This is a genomic window from Paenibacillus sp. MDV22-iso6 (genome assembly GCF_058408365.1).
The window spans coordinates 1,016,091-1,033,146 of record NZ_JBZVDZ010000001.1; the positions used below are offsets into that span (position 1 = coordinate 1,016,091).

General features: G+C 42.4%; 16 protein-coding genes and 1 pseudogene. 5 read left to right on the top strand and 12 right to left on the bottom strand.

What is annotated here, in order from left to right:
* Positions 1-9 precede the first annotated feature (9 nt).
* The 5 genes from AC4PM4_RS04310 to AC4PM4_RS04330 are packed head-to-tail and all read right to left on the bottom strand — an operon-like array spanning position 10 to position 4,684.
* On the bottom strand, positions 10-1,113 hold the full coding sequence (locus tag AC4PM4_RS04310; protein WP_079697483.1) for a radical SAM/SPASM domain-containing protein: 1,104 nt from the start codon (positions 1,111-1,113) through the stop codon (positions 10-12).
* Position 1,114: 1 nt separating this feature from the next.
* The gene (locus AC4PM4_RS04315; protein ID WP_079697484.1) at positions 1,115-2,242 is read right to left on the bottom strand and encodes a hypothetical protein; all 1,128 of its coding nucleotides are present in this window, start codon (positions 2,240-2,242) and stop codon (positions 1,115-1,117) included.
* A gap of 54 nt (positions 2,243-2,296) precedes the next feature.
* On the bottom strand, positions 2,297-3,637 hold the full coding sequence (locus tag AC4PM4_RS04320) for a hypothetical protein (RefSeq protein ID WP_079697485.1): 1,341 nt from the start codon (positions 3,635-3,637) through the stop codon (positions 2,297-2,299).
* Positions 3,634-3,876, bottom strand: coding sequence for an acyl carrier protein (locus AC4PM4_RS04325; protein WP_079697486.1), 243 nt, complete (start codon positions 3,874-3,876; stop codon positions 3,634-3,636). Before AC4PM4_RS04325 ends, AC4PM4_RS04320 begins: the two co-directional genes overlap by 4 nt.
* Positions 3,866-4,684 (bottom strand): class I SAM-dependent methyltransferase, encoded by an 819-nt coding sequence (locus AC4PM4_RS04330; protein ID WP_079697487.1) that lies wholly within the window; start codon positions 4,682-4,684, stop codon positions 3,866-3,868. The genes AC4PM4_RS04325 and AC4PM4_RS04330 overlap by 11 nt, the downstream gene beginning before the upstream one ends.
* A gap of 246 nt (positions 4,685-4,930) precedes the next feature.
* Here AC4PM4_RS04330 and AC4PM4_RS04335 point away from each other — a divergent pair.
* The 5 genes and pseudogenes from AC4PM4_RS04335 to AC4PM4_RS04355 form a co-directional block, all read left to right on the top strand.
* A pseudogene (locus AC4PM4_RS04335) lies at positions 4,931-5,089 on the top strand (AraC family ligand binding domain-containing protein); the annotation flags it as partial.
* Between the two features lie 189 nt (positions 5,090-5,278).
* Positions 5,279-6,700 carry a helix-turn-helix domain-containing protein gene (locus AC4PM4_RS04340; RefSeq protein WP_491613078.1) on the top strand — a complete coding sequence of 474 codons (1,422 nt, stop codon included), beginning with the start codon at positions 5,279-5,281 and terminating at the stop codon, positions 6,698-6,700.
* Between the two features lie 71 nt (positions 6,701-6,771).
* Entirely contained in the window at positions 6,772-7,560 is a 789-nt protein-coding gene (locus AC4PM4_RS04345; RefSeq protein ID WP_079697490.1) for a nucleotidyltransferase domain-containing protein, read from the top strand.
* Positions 7,561-7,636: 76 nt separating this feature from the next.
* The gene (locus AC4PM4_RS04350) at positions 7,637-7,771 is read left to right on the top strand and encodes a hypothetical protein (protein ID WP_256863790.1); all 135 of its coding nucleotides are present in this window, start codon (positions 7,637-7,639) and stop codon (positions 7,769-7,771) included.
* 117 nt (positions 7,772-7,888) lie between these two features.
* Positions 7,889-8,302: a hypothetical protein gene (locus AC4PM4_RS04355; RefSeq protein ID WP_143806615.1), complete on the top strand. Its 414-nt coding sequence runs from the start codon at positions 7,889-7,891 to the stop codon at positions 8,300-8,302.
* Between the two features lie 400 nt (positions 8,303-8,702).
* Here the strand turns inward: AC4PM4_RS04355 and AC4PM4_RS04360 are convergent, their stop codons facing one another.
* From AC4PM4_RS04360 to AC4PM4_RS04390, 7 genes are all read right to left on the bottom strand, one after another.
* Positions 8,703-9,455 carry an SDR family NAD(P)-dependent oxidoreductase gene (locus tag AC4PM4_RS04360; protein ID WP_256863794.1) on the bottom strand — a complete coding sequence of 251 codons (753 nt, stop codon included), beginning with the start codon at positions 9,453-9,455 and terminating at the stop codon, positions 8,703-8,705.
* 359 nt (positions 9,456-9,814) lie between these two features.
* Positions 9,815-10,474, bottom strand: a complete 660-nt coding sequence (locus AC4PM4_RS04365; RefSeq protein WP_491612843.1) for an alpha/beta hydrolase — start codon at positions 10,472-10,474, stop codon at positions 9,815-9,817.
* On the bottom strand, positions 10,461-10,817 hold the full coding sequence (locus AC4PM4_RS04370; RefSeq protein WP_491612844.1) for an alpha/beta hydrolase: 357 nt from the start codon (positions 10,815-10,817) through the stop codon (positions 10,461-10,463). Before AC4PM4_RS04370 ends, AC4PM4_RS04365 begins: the two co-directional genes overlap by 14 nt.
* Before the next feature lie 56 nt (positions 10,818-10,873).
* Positions 10,874-12,289, bottom strand: coding sequence for an MFS transporter (locus AC4PM4_RS04375; RefSeq protein ID WP_079697492.1), 1,416 nt, complete (start codon positions 12,287-12,289; stop codon positions 10,874-10,876).
* Positions 12,290-12,531: 242 nt separating this feature from the next.
* Positions 12,532-14,034 carry an NAD-dependent epimerase/dehydratase family protein gene (locus tag AC4PM4_RS04380; protein WP_079697493.1) on the bottom strand — a complete coding sequence of 501 codons (1,503 nt, stop codon included), beginning with the start codon at positions 14,032-14,034 and terminating at the stop codon, positions 12,532-12,534.
* Between the two features lie 42 nt (positions 14,035-14,076).
* Complete coding sequence (locus AC4PM4_RS04385; RefSeq protein WP_491612845.1) at positions 14,077-15,303, bottom strand: cytochrome P450 family protein; 1,227 nt, start codon at positions 15,301-15,303, stop codon at positions 14,077-14,079.
* Between the two features lie 91 nt (positions 15,304-15,394).
* Entirely contained in the window at positions 15,395-17,011 is a 1,617-nt protein-coding gene (locus AC4PM4_RS04390; RefSeq protein WP_491612846.1) for a methyl-accepting chemotaxis protein, read from the bottom strand.
* Between the last annotated feature and the right edge of the window lie 45 nt (positions 17,012-17,056).

Here is a 17,056-nt window from a genome sequence, read left to right on the forward strand (position 1 = left end):
ATGAGGAAGTCAGGCCATTTGGGGTTTTTCATTGTAAAAAAGGCAACACCCCTGGCAGATCGGCAACAGATGCTTGCGCAGGTAACGGCGGTATTGCTTGTACTTTTCACCCTTCCAGATGTCAGCGATACTTTCTTCATTCACGTTTCCCAGTGTGAGATCATAGAAGGCATGGCAGGAGGTTACATCTCCTCTGGCGTTAATCTCCGTGCTAATCCAAGGGAAAGGGCAGCGTTTTTTGATATTCGTCATAGAGAACCAGTCAGCTGAAAAATATTTTCGTATATTGTCTTCTGACATCACTTTGGGATACGTATTGATATATTTGTTGTTTGTATTACAATAATTTGTGATTTTCTGGATTTGCTTCGCAATCAGCGCAGCATCAATATCAGCAAAGATAGCAGGATCACAGACAAAACCTTTGGATAAAGGAGCCTCTTCTACTCCGAATTCCTTGCGCAGAATCCCGCTATATTGTTCATGATTCTGTTCAGTAATATAAGCCTGCAGCTCAAGGCTCACACAATCCAGTTTTGATATATCAACGGCTTCAAAGAAAAATCGTTCCAGATGTTTGTAATTCGTCGGGGTGACGACCGTACTGATTCCAATTTGTGGATATGAACTTCCCGCTTTTTCCCGTAAAGCAAGAAGCTTGTTGATGCCTCGAATGGCCTTTTTAAACACCCCTTTACCTCGTTGTTCGTCATTAATTTCCTCGGGACCATCCAGAGAAACCCATATTCGCTCGGGCGGATATTGAATCAGCATTTCAGCATGTTTCTCGAGCAGTGTGCCGTTCGTTGGAAAATGGACCTTGCTTCCTGCTTCATGAATGGCCTGAAGGACCTCTCCAATCTGGGGATGTAATAAAGGTTCACCTCCATATAACTCATAATATGGTTGCACAGGTTGACAGGTTTTGATAATGTCCCGGATGACATCAATACTGAGTTGATTCAATACTTTGTATTCTCTGTAGGGTCCATTCTCTCCCCACTCATAACACATCCGGCAGCGAAGATTGCAACTTTCGAGTAGTTGAAGAAAAACCCATTTAGGCAGTGACAGATCGAGCTTGGGTACCTCTAAAGCCAAATTGTTCTGCATATTATCTTCCCCTTCCGGATTGCACCAAACGATCGGCGTACTCGGTCGTATAATCTTGAATTCGGGCCCGTTTCGCCATCAGGTTATCCGAAAGTTGCTTCAACACATCCATGGAATAGCCCCGTTGTTCCCATTCGCTGTAATCGATACCCAAACCATGCGTTTTCCAAATGCTCGCATTTCTCTTTTCGTGTTCACCAAAAGGCTCCAGCATCACAAGTGGTGTTGCGGAAGCCAGCGAATCCATCAGTGCTCCCGCGCCTGGCTTGGACACAACGGCAGCTGCGCCCTTGATGAGCGAATATAATCCATGGTGATCAACAGGGGCCTGGTAATTCGGTTCGTTGCCGTAAGAAAAAATGCCGAATGGCGGGAACGTATGCACACCGCTCGTATTTCGATGCCAGGCACGCCACTCAGGATCATTCATGGCATAGCGTATCTCTGAGGAACGAGGCTCGTTAATCTCTTCAGAAGAATAAGCCACAATATCGATCCCGTATTCGATATTTGCATTTTCCAGCTCTCCGACCTTTTCTCTGAATGTGCCAATCCCCCAGCCTCCGCCATGAATGACGAGTCTCTTCGAGCGTTCTGCATACGGAACAGGTTCCTTGCCGTCCACATCTATTCGGTATTGAATATCCAACTGCAAATCACTGTATAATCCGATCTCACGATATGGATCCGCATAATGAGGATTCAGCTTCCGCAATTGCTTCCACGAGGGTGACAGGCTGGAATCCACATATAACAAATCAGCTTCAATCACCCGGTTACTACGCTTGCGCAATATGTCTAATATGTGAACCCAGTGACCTGACAAAACTATGAATCGCGAGATTCCTTCCTGAAGCCAACGCTGGATCATGCTTTCTGCCAACTCCAGGTCCAGACTTCCCCTGATATCTCCCGGAATTTTCTGAGAAGCCAAAGCAACCGCAAAATTATCTCGATAGGCATGTCTGCTCTTGTCGGTTTGCAATTGCTTGTCCTTGTTCATTAAGCTTTCGAATACTTCTACGCACGTATCTATTCCCATAGCTTGCAGTTTGCGTGCGATTAACAAACCTGGAATATAGAAACCAAGTCCGAAGCCTGAACACAGTATCATTACCTTTCCGGTCATATACTCCATCTCCCCAAGGATTAATCGAAATCTAATTCACACTTGAAGCAGCGTTTAAGCAATGATGACCAAACCTGCTTCTGAGAGAGCCATTTTCAGTCCTGTAATCAACTTGTCCATATGCGCCTCATTTTCGTAAATCACCGCCACGTATAACCGTCCTTTTGTGCCTCTGGAGGGCGTACTTTCATGCTTTGGAGATAAAAGAGTACCTGAGGAAAGGGGGACAACGCCAGTCCACCTTCCCTGATCATATAAAAGCTCTTTTTTACGAAGATTGTCCAGAACAGCTTCGTAATTGAACTCCCAGGGCACAACCAAGTTGAATTGTGTCAGGCAGCTGTGAAGCTTGTCTCTCACCATGGAGCAATCCACCCCATGTTTAATCAAGCTCATTGATTTGCGAGCATTGATCTCAACGAGCGGTTCAACGGTACCGTCCTGCAGAAACATCGAATCCACACAAACATCTCCAAAGTATCCCTCCTCAAAAAGCGAGGAACCAATCTGCTGCATCTGATTCATATATCCAATGTGATGGAGACGATCCAGATTGGCTGCGCCTATCGTGAACGAAGTTCCGAACGCATATCCATTATTTTGAAGCTGTTGAATTGATACCATCGTCACGTTGCCGTCTTCACTTATGCGAAATTGGCATGAAAAATCAGTTTTACGATGAAGCAAGGGTTCGAGAATGAAGCGGACCGTTTTACCGTCGGCAACCTGAGTCTCCAGATATTTTGCAATCCGGAGCAATGACTTGTCAGAATCAACAGACAGATTACCTTTTCCCGACACGCCAAATTCATCTTTCAACAAGATCGATCCTGCACGCAGCATCCGTGATCCCTCTTCAATTAAATGAGAGATTCCCTCAACGATTACACCAACGTTCCTGATATTTAACTTGTCACGCATAGCGAGCGAATAGGACTTGGCATTTATCTTTTGAACAATACGCTGCACAGGGACCCTGGAAGCCAGCTTGTGTCGTTGGATGACTTCCTCAACACCTGGTAACATAGCGAATGCTTCCATTTTCGATCCTTCAGGAAATGATTGTAATAACTGCTCTTTCGAAGGGCACATATTAAACAGTTCAAAGACATTAAACTTCTGATGCTCTGGTGTCAGCTCAACATTAGCAATCCATGGCTGCCGGTTCGTACTAATATCAAATCCAATGGATCTGACATAGTCGAGCTGGGCTGAGTCCATAACGTTACGTGTGAGTAAGATATCTCCGGCATTGCAGAATACAAACAAAAGTTCATCCATCGCTTCTGTAACTGCCATAGCCTGGCGATCAGACAAGGATGGAAGAACTACCAGGTTCGGCTCTCGCCAATATCGCTCTGCCTCGAAAGAACCACAATAAATAGTTGGAGTCATGCACTTGCCATCTGCCCAATAAACTGTGAGAAACGGTCTATCGATTGCAAATGTTCAAGATCAAACTGATCAAAGTCAACTTCGATGTCAAACTCCTCTTCAATGCGCAATATAAAATTAATGATCTGCAGTGAGTCCATTCCGGCATCCTGACTTAAATCAGATGATCCTTTAAGTGTATGGAGCAAGCTTGGATCTTCCTTAATTTCAGCAATGATCTCTATAATTTTAATGTTCATGCTTCGTAGCCTCCCTTTTTCTTAGCACAACAACGATATCCGTTTGGGGAACAAACAAATTGTAATTCGTGATATGAATCTGTCTTGTGTCCGTTACAGATTCAATTGTGAGTTCTTCGGGCAAACATTTTTGAATATGAGCAATAAAAGATCGTTTTGTAAATCTCCAGATAACCCCATCAATTGATGAGTTCGCCATGTAGCCTTTTTCTTCTGACTGGCTGTGCATTGACTCGAGAACTACCGGATCAGCAATAATGATGGAACCTTCATCACGGAGCAGTCGGCTGCACTCCTTGAACGCCTTTTTATGATTTCGGATATGATGAAAGCTTCTTGCAAACAAAATGGTGTTACAGCACTGATCGGGTAGTGGTGTCGGTTTGTCAATGTACGCCTGAACGTATGCATCGTAACGCCCCAGACGCTGACCAAGCTTCAAGGAGTTCAAATTCGGGTCCATATTAATCCAGCGGATATCCGTTTGTTTTTTTAAAAATTTGTTTAACAGACCTGTGCCACAGCCTACCTGAAGCACATCTCCTGTTAGAGATGGCAGTATTTTATAAACATTTCGAGGAATCGGGAAGTTCTGTACAAACATCGCAAGTTCATATAACAGTGGATAACGTTCCTGTAGACGAACTAGTTTGCTGGTGTAAAAAGGATTACGTTTTTTGTTTCTTTTAAAATCCCATTTGTTAACATAATAAACAGGACTTAAAATTGCGAAAAAAACAGCAAAAGCTCCTTTGACACAAAAGATAGCCATATTCCTTGAACGGTCTTTGGGTGTGCCTCCAATCATATGTTCAGAAGTTCTGAAGATGATCTTACCCCCTCTCTTAAATGTTACAAAATGGTGTAGAAACCAATTATACCAAACCAAAATAAGTCAATATATGGTTGAATACGCCAAAAAATATAGATATACTCTCCACATGCAGTTATCTTCCCAACTTTGACTTGAATGACGAAACGGAGATGAATCAACATGCAGAAATCAATCGTGTTCGAAGGTAACTATTTTTTTGATTCTTATAACCCCATTCATATGGAACTAACCAAAGAAGTGCCTTTTACTGTACGCCATGAACATGATTTTGTTGAGATTGCTTATGTATATGAGGGTGAAGGAATTCATCATATTGACGATAAGTGCATTCGAGTATCCAAGGGAGATCTTTTTGTCATCCCCCCGGGGGTTTCACATGTGTTTCAACCCCTGGATCTGACAGATCAGTCCCCGCTGTATATCATGAATTGCCTTTATAAGCCTTATCTGGACAAACCATTTTGCAGAGATCACGTTTCGGCCTGGTCCCTGTTCCATGAGCGACATCATGAATTTCGTGATGTATTCGATGAGATGAACTGTAATCAATTGAACGGGTCTCCCCAGTTGATATCCTCACAGTGTACTCTGCTAAATAAATTATTTTATATTCTTTACTTTAGCGAGCAACTTGAGGACTACAATCAAACAGAGATGAATGAGTATGCAATACATAAAGCCATTCAATTTATGGGTACGCATTTTAAGAATGCATTACCTCTGGAACAAATAAGTCAGTTCGTTTCCATGAGTACACGAAACTTTCAGCGGCTGTTCAAAAAATCTACTGGAGTAAGTTATATTCAGATGCTGCAGGATATTCGTATTTTATACAGCTGTAACCTTCTTAAATATTCAGCATGGAGTATACAGACGATTGCGCACACGATTGGTATTGAGGATATGAAATACTTTTACCGACTTTTTGGCGAACGATGCGGTACGACACCAGGAGAATATCGAGAGCATCAGAGGAATTCGAATCTGTTTCTTCGGGGGGGTAACGTCATGATCAATGTTCAACCACTAAAAAGTTTTTCCAGTTCAGTTCTTGTTACTTCCTGTATTGATGACCATATTACAACTGTCGCTGTTTGGGCAGGTAAAGAGACAAGGGCCATGTACGCGGATGCGTGGAGATTTGTTTATCAGGAAAATCCACAAGAACTGCTTATGAATCGAGTCTCCTACCCCAAACTCAATTTGGAACTTTTGGAGCAAGTTCATGGATTACAGGTTTCTTTCACAGAGAGGGACTTTACAGGTACAACATTGAACAGCAACCAAGATGAAGAAGTTTATTTGGATCGACTGGAAAAGGAGCTTTGTTCTGGAATGCCTGTGTTAGTGGGGATTGACGTATTTTATTGTCCATGGTCAGAAACATACCTTAAATCTCATGCTCGCCACTCTAGTCTGGCGGTTGGATTAGATCGACCGGGGCGCGAAATTGATCTCGTGGATTCCTATTATGGAATAACTAGCACGGCGTTTGCACTGGATGTTTTTTTGGCTGCATCTCCGTACTACGCATGTTTTAGTTCAGACCCGTCTTTCAGTTTCAATCCGGACTGGAGAACACTATTATCTATTAGCTTGTTTAACCCTGATCACGGAATAACCCCGCAGGATGTTTTACAGGACTTGTGCACTTTTGCGTTGGCATATTTGGAGGAAGGCATTGTAACAGCAGAACCGGAAGCCTACATGATTCCTTTTATGCATCAGTTTATGAAATTCCCGTTAGCCAGAATGAGATATTCTTCTTTTTTGTTATATATGTATGAAATCTCGGGTGAACAGAAACTCCATGTACTATCGGGGCAATTCACGGAACTGGCAAAACGATGGGAGGCCATGATGCACCAGGTAATGAAGTGTTTTTTCTCCGGCAATTCCATAACCCAACGAGAAAAAATGTATCAGAAAATGCTTGGAATGATAGCCAAAGAGGAAGAATTATTTCGGTGCCTTGAAAATTTGGCGTAATTAACTATATCAGATATCTTCGTCACCCTGCTATGTTAGGAGAAGTAAACCTATGAAAAGGAGTGAAATCAATGTATGAGCACCACCAGAGTGCTTTAGACAAGTTAGTACAATTATTAAAACCGGACCCCACCATTCTTGCCGTTGTTACTGCTGGCTCTATAGCTCAAGGTAAAGCCCGGGAAAGCTCCGATGTAGACGTCTACATCGTGGTTACAGAAGAGTCGTTTAAAGAACGACAGCAGCTGCATCAGTTAGCTTATACCAACCATGATGTGTGTGATTATCCCGATGGATACATTGATGGTAAAATAATCAGTCAACGCTTTCTGGAACTTGCTGCGGTACAAGGAAGTGAGCCTACACGGTATTCTTTTCTCGGTTCCAAGGCTGTGTATTCGCGGATTCCGGATTTGGACGATCTTCTCCAAACAATTTCAACATACCCTGAACAGAATCGTGAACAAAATCTAATCGATTTTTACTCTCAAATTTATTTGTATGCGTTTTATTTTGCAGGAGAAGCTGCCAAAAAGGACAACTCTTATCTGCTCTCCCACTCCGTCAGTAATCTCGTTTTATTCTCAGGACGCGCCATTCTGGCAATCAATCGACAACTATTTCCTTGTCATAAGGGGTTAATGGATGCAGTACAAGCTACTCCCAACAAACCTGAACATTTTGTACAGCAGGCCAATGATTTGTTGTCTGCTCCTAGTTACGAGAAATGTATGGATCTTGCCAAAGTAATGCTTGGTTTTCACGATCCAGGTATTTCATTTGAACAGGCCTTAAGTCTGTTCGTTTCGAACAATGAATGGAACTGGATTGACCATGAGCCGCCACTGACGGATCGGTAAATGAGAAGATTTTTTATGTTTCAATTAGGTTAGATAATAAAATTTAACTAGAAAAGTAAATCAAGGAGGGATTTTAGTGGATTTCATGAAAAAATTTGTAGCATTAACACTTGTTTCTACGGTATGTTTAACTCCTTTTTCTTCTCAAGTAGCACATGCTACCTCGCAAGAAGATATACAGACTGCTATTAGTAATGATTTATATGGATAAGAAATATCGGAAATTGTAAATATAGATGGTATAGATTATTCATATGACTATGCTTACAATGAGGACAGTAAGAGAACTATAACAATTAGCGATAATATCACTAGTGAAATAAATGTAGTGATCTATGATGACGCATCTTCAACTATCTATTTAAATGATGAACCTATAGGAATGATAAATAATGAGAAAATATCACATAACTACTCGAAAAATCAGTTAGCTCAATCGATTAACAGTGATTCTTGGGTCTATTTTGGCTCAGGCTCAAATCGTATATCATGGGCAAAAGGAACCACTACAGCAGTAGCCGCCGCGGTAATAGCTGTTCCTTTAGCTGGATTGGGAGCTGCTGGAGTAATAGCTGCAATGGGTTTAGGAGCATTAGGCGTTCTTGCTGCTAGTTCCGTTGGGGGAACAGTAAGCACCACAATTTATAAATTTAACTCCCCGTTTATTAATCAGTTTAGATACGATTGGTCTTTTACTGCCAGTACAGGTGACTACTACGAGGTCTATACTTATTTAAGATAAAGTATATTTATCGTCTATTACTGATCGCTGAATGTAAGGAGGACATCTTTGTCGAAAAACGAAGCAATTATACAAAACTGAGGAGATTCATCCTTACTGCTTGGCTTGTAATAGGTATTATTCTTCTCACTTTAGTAATTACTGTAGGCAACAACAACTTGGAATTGAGACCTTTGATCTCAACATTGGTCAAGATTTATATAGGAACGGTGCCTGTTTGTATTGGGGTGTTGTACGCTCTTCGACGTCGAAATAATCGGAGCTGAGTTTCAACTATCATTATATAAAGAAGAGCTATCTCAGGTGTAGATCTTAACTATTTCGTTCTCCAAATTTAAAACAAGAGCCCCGGGTTCCCACTAAATAGTGGGTAACCCGGGGCATTGATGTATGAGTACTCTTAAAGGGTAAGGCCACCATCAGCCACGATAATGGAACCCGTCATATAGCTTGATCCATCAGAAGCCAGGAATGCAACTACTTCAGCGAGTTCTTCTGGTTCAGCAAACCGTCCAATTCTCATATTAGGGAACTCTTCTGGCATATATTCACTATCTTGTAGCATTTGAGGAACAGCCGCTGTCAATGTTGTAGCTACACCACCAGGACATATCGCGTTAACACGGATTCCTTTTCTGACGTATTCGAGTGCAGCTGCCTTTGTTAAACCGGCAACGCCGTGTTTGCTGGCTGTATAAGCAGCCAGGCTGTGTTCAGCGCGAATGGCTGTTGTAGATGCAGTATTAATGACATGACCGTATCCTTGTTCGTCCATCACCCGAAGTGCGTGCTTCATTCCGAGGAATATCCCCTTCAGATTGACATCGATGATTCGATTAAAGTCTTCCAGGGCCATGCTATGAAAACTTTGGAATTGTTGGATGATTCCAGCGTTATTGAATGCTACATCAATTTTTCCGTAAGTATTAATGGCTTGTTGGATATAATTCTGAACATCATCTTCTTTTGAAACATCGGCTTGTACAAAAATGGCTTCGCCATCTTGCTCCTTTACTAGCGCCAGTGTCTCATGTCCAGTTGTAGTATTATAATCGACCAGAACCAGCTTAGCTCCTCTGGCTGCCATCAGAACGGCACTTGCTCTACCTATTCCACTTCCTGCTCCTGTAATTGTAATGACTTTCCCTGCCAGAGAGTCAGATTTCTTGTTTGCAGAAACCGCTGGTTTGTTTTTCGGAGTATCTTCTGACACAAATGTAATGTCAGCCAAATCATTTTTTAATGCTACCAGTGTAGCTTCAGGAATATCGACTTGAGGAATCGCAACCAACTGATTTAATGTGAAATTGGATGCCATTTTAAACGTAGGAGCATTAATAAATTCCGGTAGATGTTTGGTGAGAATCACTACCGCTTCTTCATTGTTCAGTAATTCCCCGATTCTAATATCTTCATTGTAGGCCATTATTCTTACTCCTCCGATACATAATGTGTGTAAAATATTAAATGATAGTGTTACTATCATTTTGATTAGTATAATATCATTTGTTGTCAAAACATGCAAACTCGTATGTGACTACTGGTTCTATTAATGGTGTGTGAAACAGGAATAAGTCGTAAATCATGATCCAATTGAATCGTCTCTTCCTCGGATAAGAGCTCGTTTCCAAACTCCAGAATGATACTTAGAGGGACTCCCATTGCGTCTTGTTGCGGAGAATCTCCAAGAATAGGGATTGCCGCTAGAATTAACTTTTTGCACGTTTCATTTTGCCATAGGACGCCCAGTTGTACTTCCAGACTGTACTCATCGATAGAATCATCCAGCACGCTCTCACGATCCGAAGCGAACTCACCAAATATGCTGCTGAGCCAGGTCACGCAAAGATGAAACCACTGCGCAACAGCCGGTTCGACCATACTTCTTAGCCCACTTGAAGTATGTGGTCTTGCCAGCGATAATCCATGTACGCCCTTGGTAAAGATATGCATCTCGAACGGGACCTTTGCATGGTTAAGGGCTTCTGCAAATGTTAAAGCGTTATGGACTGGAACCAGCTGATCCTCGTACGTGTGAAATAAGAACGTTGGCGGTGTTAACGTATTTACAGCCTTATCCACGCCTGGTATAGAAGCAGGGAAAATACGGCTCATCGATTCCACAATGCATGGATAACCAAGGATCATGGCATTGGGCCTAATTTTCCCCATCGTTCCTAACGCTGCCGCATACAGCTATTTTGTCTGGATCAATCCCCCACTTCGAACTATTCTCCCGAATCAATTCCAGTGCTTCTTCTGCATCATTCAAAGGTTTCGGAAATACAGCGTTCTCATTAATCGAATATTGTAACGTAAAAGCCTGGTATCCCTCCGCTAGAAAAGCCATCCCTATCGGTTCTGCCTCACGCTCTGAACATGCTCTGTATGCCCCACCGGGTAAAATAAGAACAGCAGGTCGATTACCCATGTTAGGCATTTCTGGTGAAGAATCCAGTAAATAAGCAGTTAGACTAACGTTCGTATTGGTGAGATCAAAAGTTGTTGCCTTCATATATCCTCCTATATAAACCTAAAATTTCATTTTAATTATATTAAAGCGTTTTCAATTCATATTTTGGAATATCTTCTTTCTTCAAGATCTTTGAGGACTTTAGGGAATTCTTTATCCAGTTTGTAGAAGAACAGACAGATTGCAATTACGACCATTACCACAATAGGTACATAGATGTTCAATGCAATAATAGCTTGTTTAGCTGCATTCCCCTGCTCGCTCGCCTGTTCCACGTAACCGCCTAAGGCAAGCAACCATCCAATCATGGCTGCTCCTAAAGCAGTACCCACCTTGTTACCAAAGGCATTAACACTATTCGTTAATCCAACCATTCTTTTATGGAATTTCCATTCTCCATATTCAATCGTATCCGTGATGAGTGCTCCTCCAACTGCCATGAGAGGAATTGTACCAAGGGTTTGGAATATCGAACACACAAGTCCTAGCATAATACTCTCGGGTGCAATCAATCTGGCCGTTGCTCCAATCAAACCAATGATGACCCCACCAAGAGCTGTGTTGCGTTTGCCAAACTTTTTAATAAAGGGTCCGGATAAGCTAAAACCGATGACGACCGGAATTAGACCTATGCCTCCCATAATGGCAATCAGATTCACATCTCCCCAGATGTACTTGGCGTAATAGGTTCCTGCAGCAACACCTAAAGCGAACAAAATATTAGAAAAGGTCCCAACAGTGAACATCAGAAGCCAGTATTTATTGGAAATTAACATTTTCAACCCTTGTCCTAGTGGAATTTTCTCCTGAAAAGCGCCAAGTTCATCCAATTGTACATTGTTATATTTCTCTCTGTTGGAGAAAAAGGCGATGAGTATTCCTGCTGCAGCCACGAATGCAAAGATCCCGGCTAATATAGTCCATTCCCTTCTGCCACCACCCATAGCGTTGACAATAGGAAGAAAAGCAATCGCCACAACCATTCCTGCTAAATAACCGCTACTTGATCTGATAATACCCATTAAAGATCTTTCATAGGTGTTGCGTGTAGTCAGGGCCATCAAACTTGAGTATGGTATGAATGTAGGTGTATAGACCATAATGTAAAATACCAGATTGGTTATAATGGCATATACAATTTTACCTGTGACGCTGATATCCGGAACTGAAAATAACAATAACAACGATACAAACATCGGAATGCTCATCCAGAGTAACCAAGGACGTGCTTGCCCATACTTGGATTTAGTCCGGTCTACGAGCACGCCCATGCCCACATCAGCAACTGCATCAAGTAGTTTGGTAACCAATAGTACGGTTCCGACAATAGCTGCCGATACTCCTACAACATCCGTGTAATAATACGTTATTAGTCCCAGCAATCCGCTTGAAATGTTGAGTCCAAACTGCCCCATGGAATCTCCGATTAGCCTTTTAGTCGGGATTTCACGTTCAGGTTGGTGAGGTGTGTCTGTGCCAACGGTGACGTGTTGGTCATTTACTGCAACTCCCATAACTTTTCCCCTCCGATATACTCTTGATGGATACGTACTGAATTCGCTTTCATATCTTTATTGTAAGATTCATACAGGAATACGGATATAACGCGTTGTTAAGATGAAATAACGTAATCCAAATACACACATCTAAAATTTGCAAAAAACAAAGAGACGCAAGCATTGCTTGCGTCTCTGGATTGTATATATGACCCGACCTGATTCCGGGTACTAATTAATTCATAATCTCTTTATTCATTTCATTTACTAAACTCAATCCCGTCATAGATCCGTTCATCGTAAAAATTTGCCTCATCCTTGCTGTGATATGGATACCATACCTGGGCAAAGAAAGGGTTACGCTTTGCTTCTTCATCATAATTCCACGGATCTGGCATACAATGCGGGCACCAGTGTCCGCCCAGGAGAACCAGTGTAGGGCTTGCTTCAAACTCATGATCAAAAGCACAACTCCAGCCCAAACGTGTCGATAGATCTCCTTTGGTCATCCGGGTAGATGTACAGCTCCCCCCTCTGAAAGCAGCAGCACCTATCATATCGTCCAAATCAAGTTCCGATGCAGGTTTGGTCTCATTGTAGCCATGATTGAGCCTAATAGGAGTGAGTGAAGGTTTGGAGGGTGTGAACTCCTCCCAAGTAGGGATGTTTTCCCATGCCTTTTTGGAACCAAAGAATGATGTAATCCGCTCAGAAATATTGTGTTCCATCCAGTAAAGTGTACCGAACTTCTGCTTGGCAACCGGTCTCATAATCATATTCTTCATCATCCAGGCTGGTACAAACTTCGCTGCTTTCAACTTGAGAGGTGCACTCTTTTTCAGGTCATCCAAAAATTCTTCTATGGAACTGCTTCTGAAGTGCAGATATTCTTCCAGAATGTCGGAATCCTCGTACCATTGCCCATGGAAGTTGCGAGTGGCAAACCAGTTTAAATCTACAATTTTGCGGAAATCCTTGATACCAAGCACACCAAAAGTTTTTTGCATAAACTCATAGTTATCCGTTCTGTAGGCTTCTCCTCCACCTATATTGTATATTCTGCGCCAGAATGATTCGGGCACATTTTCTTCACATGCATTGGCAAGTAGACGACCTGAATCCTTGGCAGTTACCCATTCAAATACACCATTGATGGGCTCGTGGAACATAATCGGGTCCATCCCGTCTAAGATGCCACTGTATAATATGCCCGTCTGTCTTAAAGACACCCAGTACTTCAAACCCGATTCAATGACTTTGCGCTCGGCAATCGTTTTACTGACTGCATAATTGTCGTAGACACTTATTTTGATTGGATCACCTGTTCTCCCCCAATGGTGAGGGGGGTTCCGATCGCCCGTCTGGGCGACTGTGCCGATATAGACGAGTTTAATCCGATCGGGATCAGGCTGTGACTTGATCGCTCGCAAAATGTTCTCTATGGCTCCGACGTTAACCTGTGTGGTCATTTTGGGGCGATAGTCAGCCATAGGTGATACCATTCCACCGACATGAAGTACATAATCTGCTCCGCTAACACACTTCAGTACATCATCATAATTGGTCAAATCGCCCCAAATGATCTGTACACCCGGCTCACTTTCATAGGGTAACATCTTCTCTTTGTCTTTAGCCGTAGGTAAAACCAGAACAATAATATTAAATTTGTCCCTGCGCTTCAACAGTTCCTTAAACCCTTCATGGCCCATATTGCCGGATGCACCTGTTAAAAAAATATTTTTCTTAGTTGTATTCAAGCTCATGATTGTTCTCCCCACTTATACGAATTTCCTATTTAAAATTCATCAGAATGAAACCGGAAAATCTTTTAATCCGCGAATAATCATGCCTGGGCGCCATTCCAATGATTCCTCAGTTGTGTTCAGACGAATATCCGGCATTTTGCGCAGTAGCGCATTAATTGCAATCTCCCCTTCAAGTCTAGCTAAGGGTGCTCCAAGACAAAAATGAATGCCCTTTCCAAAGGCAATATGATTATTCACCTTGCGTGTAATATCAAATGTATCGGGCTCGGGGAATTGCGCAGGATCACGATTTGCAGACGAAAACGAAACAAAGAGCATATCCCCTTTTCGAATATGTTTTCCCCCATACTCTGCATCTTCAGTGGCCCAGCGTATGTTACTCACTTCAGCCGGTCCGTTATACCGAAGGATCTCCTCCAGGGCTGGATGAATCAATTCAGGATCATTCAGCAGCAATTGCTTCTGTTCCGGGTTATCCAGCAACGCAAGCATACCGTTCCCGATCAGATTCACTGTTGTTTCATGGCCTGCAATGATTAGAACGAAGACAAGAGCATATAGTTCTTGCTCCGAAAGAACATCTCCCTCCTCCTCAACGCTGATGAGGTCGCTGATCAGGTCTTCCTGAAGATGTTGGCGTCTTTCTGTGATCAACACATGCAGATAGTCTACAAATGCCTTCATGACCTCATCGCTCTTTTCTTTCATGTCTGGATTGTTGAATCCCTCCATGATGGTATTGGACCACTCCTGGAACTTGTCCTGATCCTGTAGAGGAACCCCCAACATTTCACATATAACCATGATCGGAAGGGGAAAAGCATAATTTTCGATCAGATCCATTTCCCTTTTTCCACTCGCCAGCACCTTGTCAAGCAAATCATCGCTTATTTCTATAATTCTACCGCGGAGGCGCTCAATCATACGAGGAGTAAAAGCTTTCTGTATCAATCTCCGCAGCCTGCGGTGATCTTCCGGATTCACACTAAGCAAATTACGAGAAATAATCTCTTGATGTGGCGGAGCTGAGCCCTCAGCATTTTCCATGAATGGAGAGTTCGTCACAAAGCGTTTATCCTGCAGAATCTCAACCGCATCTTCATAACCAGAAATCATCCATGCAAAGTGACCACTGGGCAAAGGAAAACGATGCACTGGATCTTCCGTGCGTAACTTCTCATAGACTGGAAAGGGATTTTGGATAAACGATTTATCCAGAAAATCAACTTTCGACTTGGAATGACCTTTGTTCTCATTGGTAAACATTACAACGCCTCCCGAAAATATGATAGTTAGAATATCAATACAATATTTATTCTATCATCACAGAATGTGACTTTCAATTTTTGTAAGCTGACTACACTTTATACTCTGAAATACGCCTGTTTAAATCCAAAGTCACTTCATACATTGAAGTTGTCGAGTCTGTAACCTGTTGTACAATCTGTATCTGTTCCTCAACAATACTTACCATTCCCCGACTCTCCGTATGTGCCATTTTGGCAATATCCGCAAGCTCTATAACAGATGCATTCACTTGCTCACAGCCTGCCGATATCTGCTCCGATGCCGAAGATACTTCCTGCATTTGATCCGTCATTGCTTTTGTCGCCATTGTGATTGCTTCAAAAATATTGCGAGTTTTCTCCAGTTTCCTTTCGGTTTGATACACTCCTTTCCTTCCCTCTTCAACAGCAACTACCGTAATAGCTGTGTCCTTTTGGATATTGCCTACTACCTCGGATATATGATTCAATGAGTGTTGAGTCTGATCAGCAAGTGTTCGTATTTCATCTGCAACCACAGCGAATCCTCGTCCTTGTTCACCAGATCGGGCAGCCTCTATGCTGGCGTTCAGGGCCAGGAGGTTGGTTTGTTTGGCTACGCTTTGTATAAGTCCAACCATTTGATGAATGGTTACTGAATGTTTTTCCAGAGTCTGTACGGATGAGGTGACGTCCACCATGGTCTGACTGAGAGATCGAATGTGTAAATCGACTTCTTCCAAAAATACTTTTCCTTGACGGGCTTCCCGTTCCGTTATTATGGCTTGATCCGCAGCCTGCATATTGGAGTCTGTAATCACCGTAATACCTTTGGTTACTTCTTCCATAGCGATCGCTGTTTCTTCCGCGGATTGTAACTGATGCTGAGTTCCCTCGGACACTCTTCTGGCGGATTCCTTCATTTTCTCTATTGAAATCGTTGATTTACCCATATGATCCGATAAACTTTGACTGGAATGGGTGACCATATCTGCAGTATTTTGTGCAGAGTGAATGAATTGGGAAAGGCCTGATCGCATCGTTTCAAATATGGAGGCCAGTTTGCCCATCTCATCTCTTGACTTCAATCTAACAGGTTGGCTTAGATCTCCCCGTGATATCGTTGTTGCACCTGTAACCAATTGCTGGATGGGACGAGTGAGTGATCTGGCAAAAAGCAGTGATAGCATAATAACCGCAAGAACCACGCCGATCTGAAAATAAAACGATTGATTGTACCTGGTCTCATTTTCAGAGATCAATGCTTCTAAATTGTTATTGATTTGGCTAACGTGACGCTGCTTAAGATCAAGCATGAGTCTACTCAGCTTTTCTCCACTAGTGGTATCTCCTTTATTGATGAATGCGTCATAAGCTGTCTTGATCTGTGCAATTTGATCCGATGAGTGAGGATTCAAAGTTGCGTATTTACTTAACAGAACATTGAAATTCTCAAGTAGCATGTTCACCGTGGGTTCAATAGAAGAATTGGTGGCATAACCCGTTGCCGGGAGCATGATCTGAATTTGATAATCCGTCAACGTCTGTAAGAGCTCTTGAGCAGTCAGTGCAGATTGGAGCGTCACCTGATTCAACTCTTGTAATTTGGAGCTTTGCATTTTCATATTGTAATTCTGATAAGAGACAGTAAGTACAAAAAGAAAAATAACGAATCCGAATGAGAGTAAGCTTTTGATCCGAATGTTCATTAACAATCCACCTTTGGCATAAGTACTGGTTCAATTCAATTCGAA

Bases quoted from the DNA above. Each gene is read 5' to 3' on its own strand.
- AC4PM4_RS04310 (WP_079697483.1), bottom strand. From the start codon at position 1,113: ATGCAGAACAATTTGGCTTTAGAGGTACCCAAGCTCGATCTGTCACTG.
- AC4PM4_RS04330 (WP_079697487.1), bottom strand. From the start codon at position 4,684: ATGATTGGAGGCACACCCAAAGACCGTTCAAGGAATATGGCTATCTTT.
- AC4PM4_RS04365 (WP_491612843.1), bottom strand. From the start codon at position 10,474: ATGGGGAAAATTAGGCCCAATGCCATGATCCTTGGTTATCCATGCATT.
- AC4PM4_RS04345 (WP_079697490.1), top strand. From the start codon at position 6,772: ATGTATGAGCACCACCAGAGTGCTTTAGACAAGTTAGTACAATTATTA.
- AC4PM4_RS04375 (WP_079697492.1), bottom strand. From the start codon at position 12,289: ATGGGAGTTGCAGTAAATGACCAACACGTCACCGTTGGCACAGACACA.
- AC4PM4_RS04370 (WP_491612844.1), bottom strand. From the start codon at position 10,817: ATGAAGGCAACAACTTTTGATCTCACCAATACGAACGTTAGTCTAACT.
- AC4PM4_RS04320 (WP_079697485.1), bottom strand. From the start codon at position 3,637: ATGACTCCAACTATTTATTGTGGTTCTTTCGAGGCAGAGCGATATTGG.
- AC4PM4_RS04380 (WP_079697493.1), bottom strand. From the start codon at position 14,034: ATGAGCTTGAATACAACTAAGAAAAATATTTTTTTAACAGGTGCATCC.
- AC4PM4_RS04315 (WP_079697484.1), bottom strand. From the start codon at position 2,242: ATGACCGGAAAGGTAATGATACTGTGTTCAGGCTTCGGACTTGGTTTC.
- AC4PM4_RS04390 (WP_491612846.1), bottom strand. From the start codon at position 17,011: ATGAACATTCGGATCAAAAGCTTACTCTCATTCGGATTCGTTATTTTT.
- AC4PM4_RS04385 (WP_491612845.1), bottom strand. From the start codon at position 15,303: ATGTTTACCAATGAGAACAAAGGTCATTCCAAGTCGAAAGTTGATTTT.
- AC4PM4_RS04325 (WP_079697486.1), bottom strand. From the start codon at position 3,876: ATGAACATTAAAATTATAGAGATCATTGCTGAAATTAAGGAAGATCCA.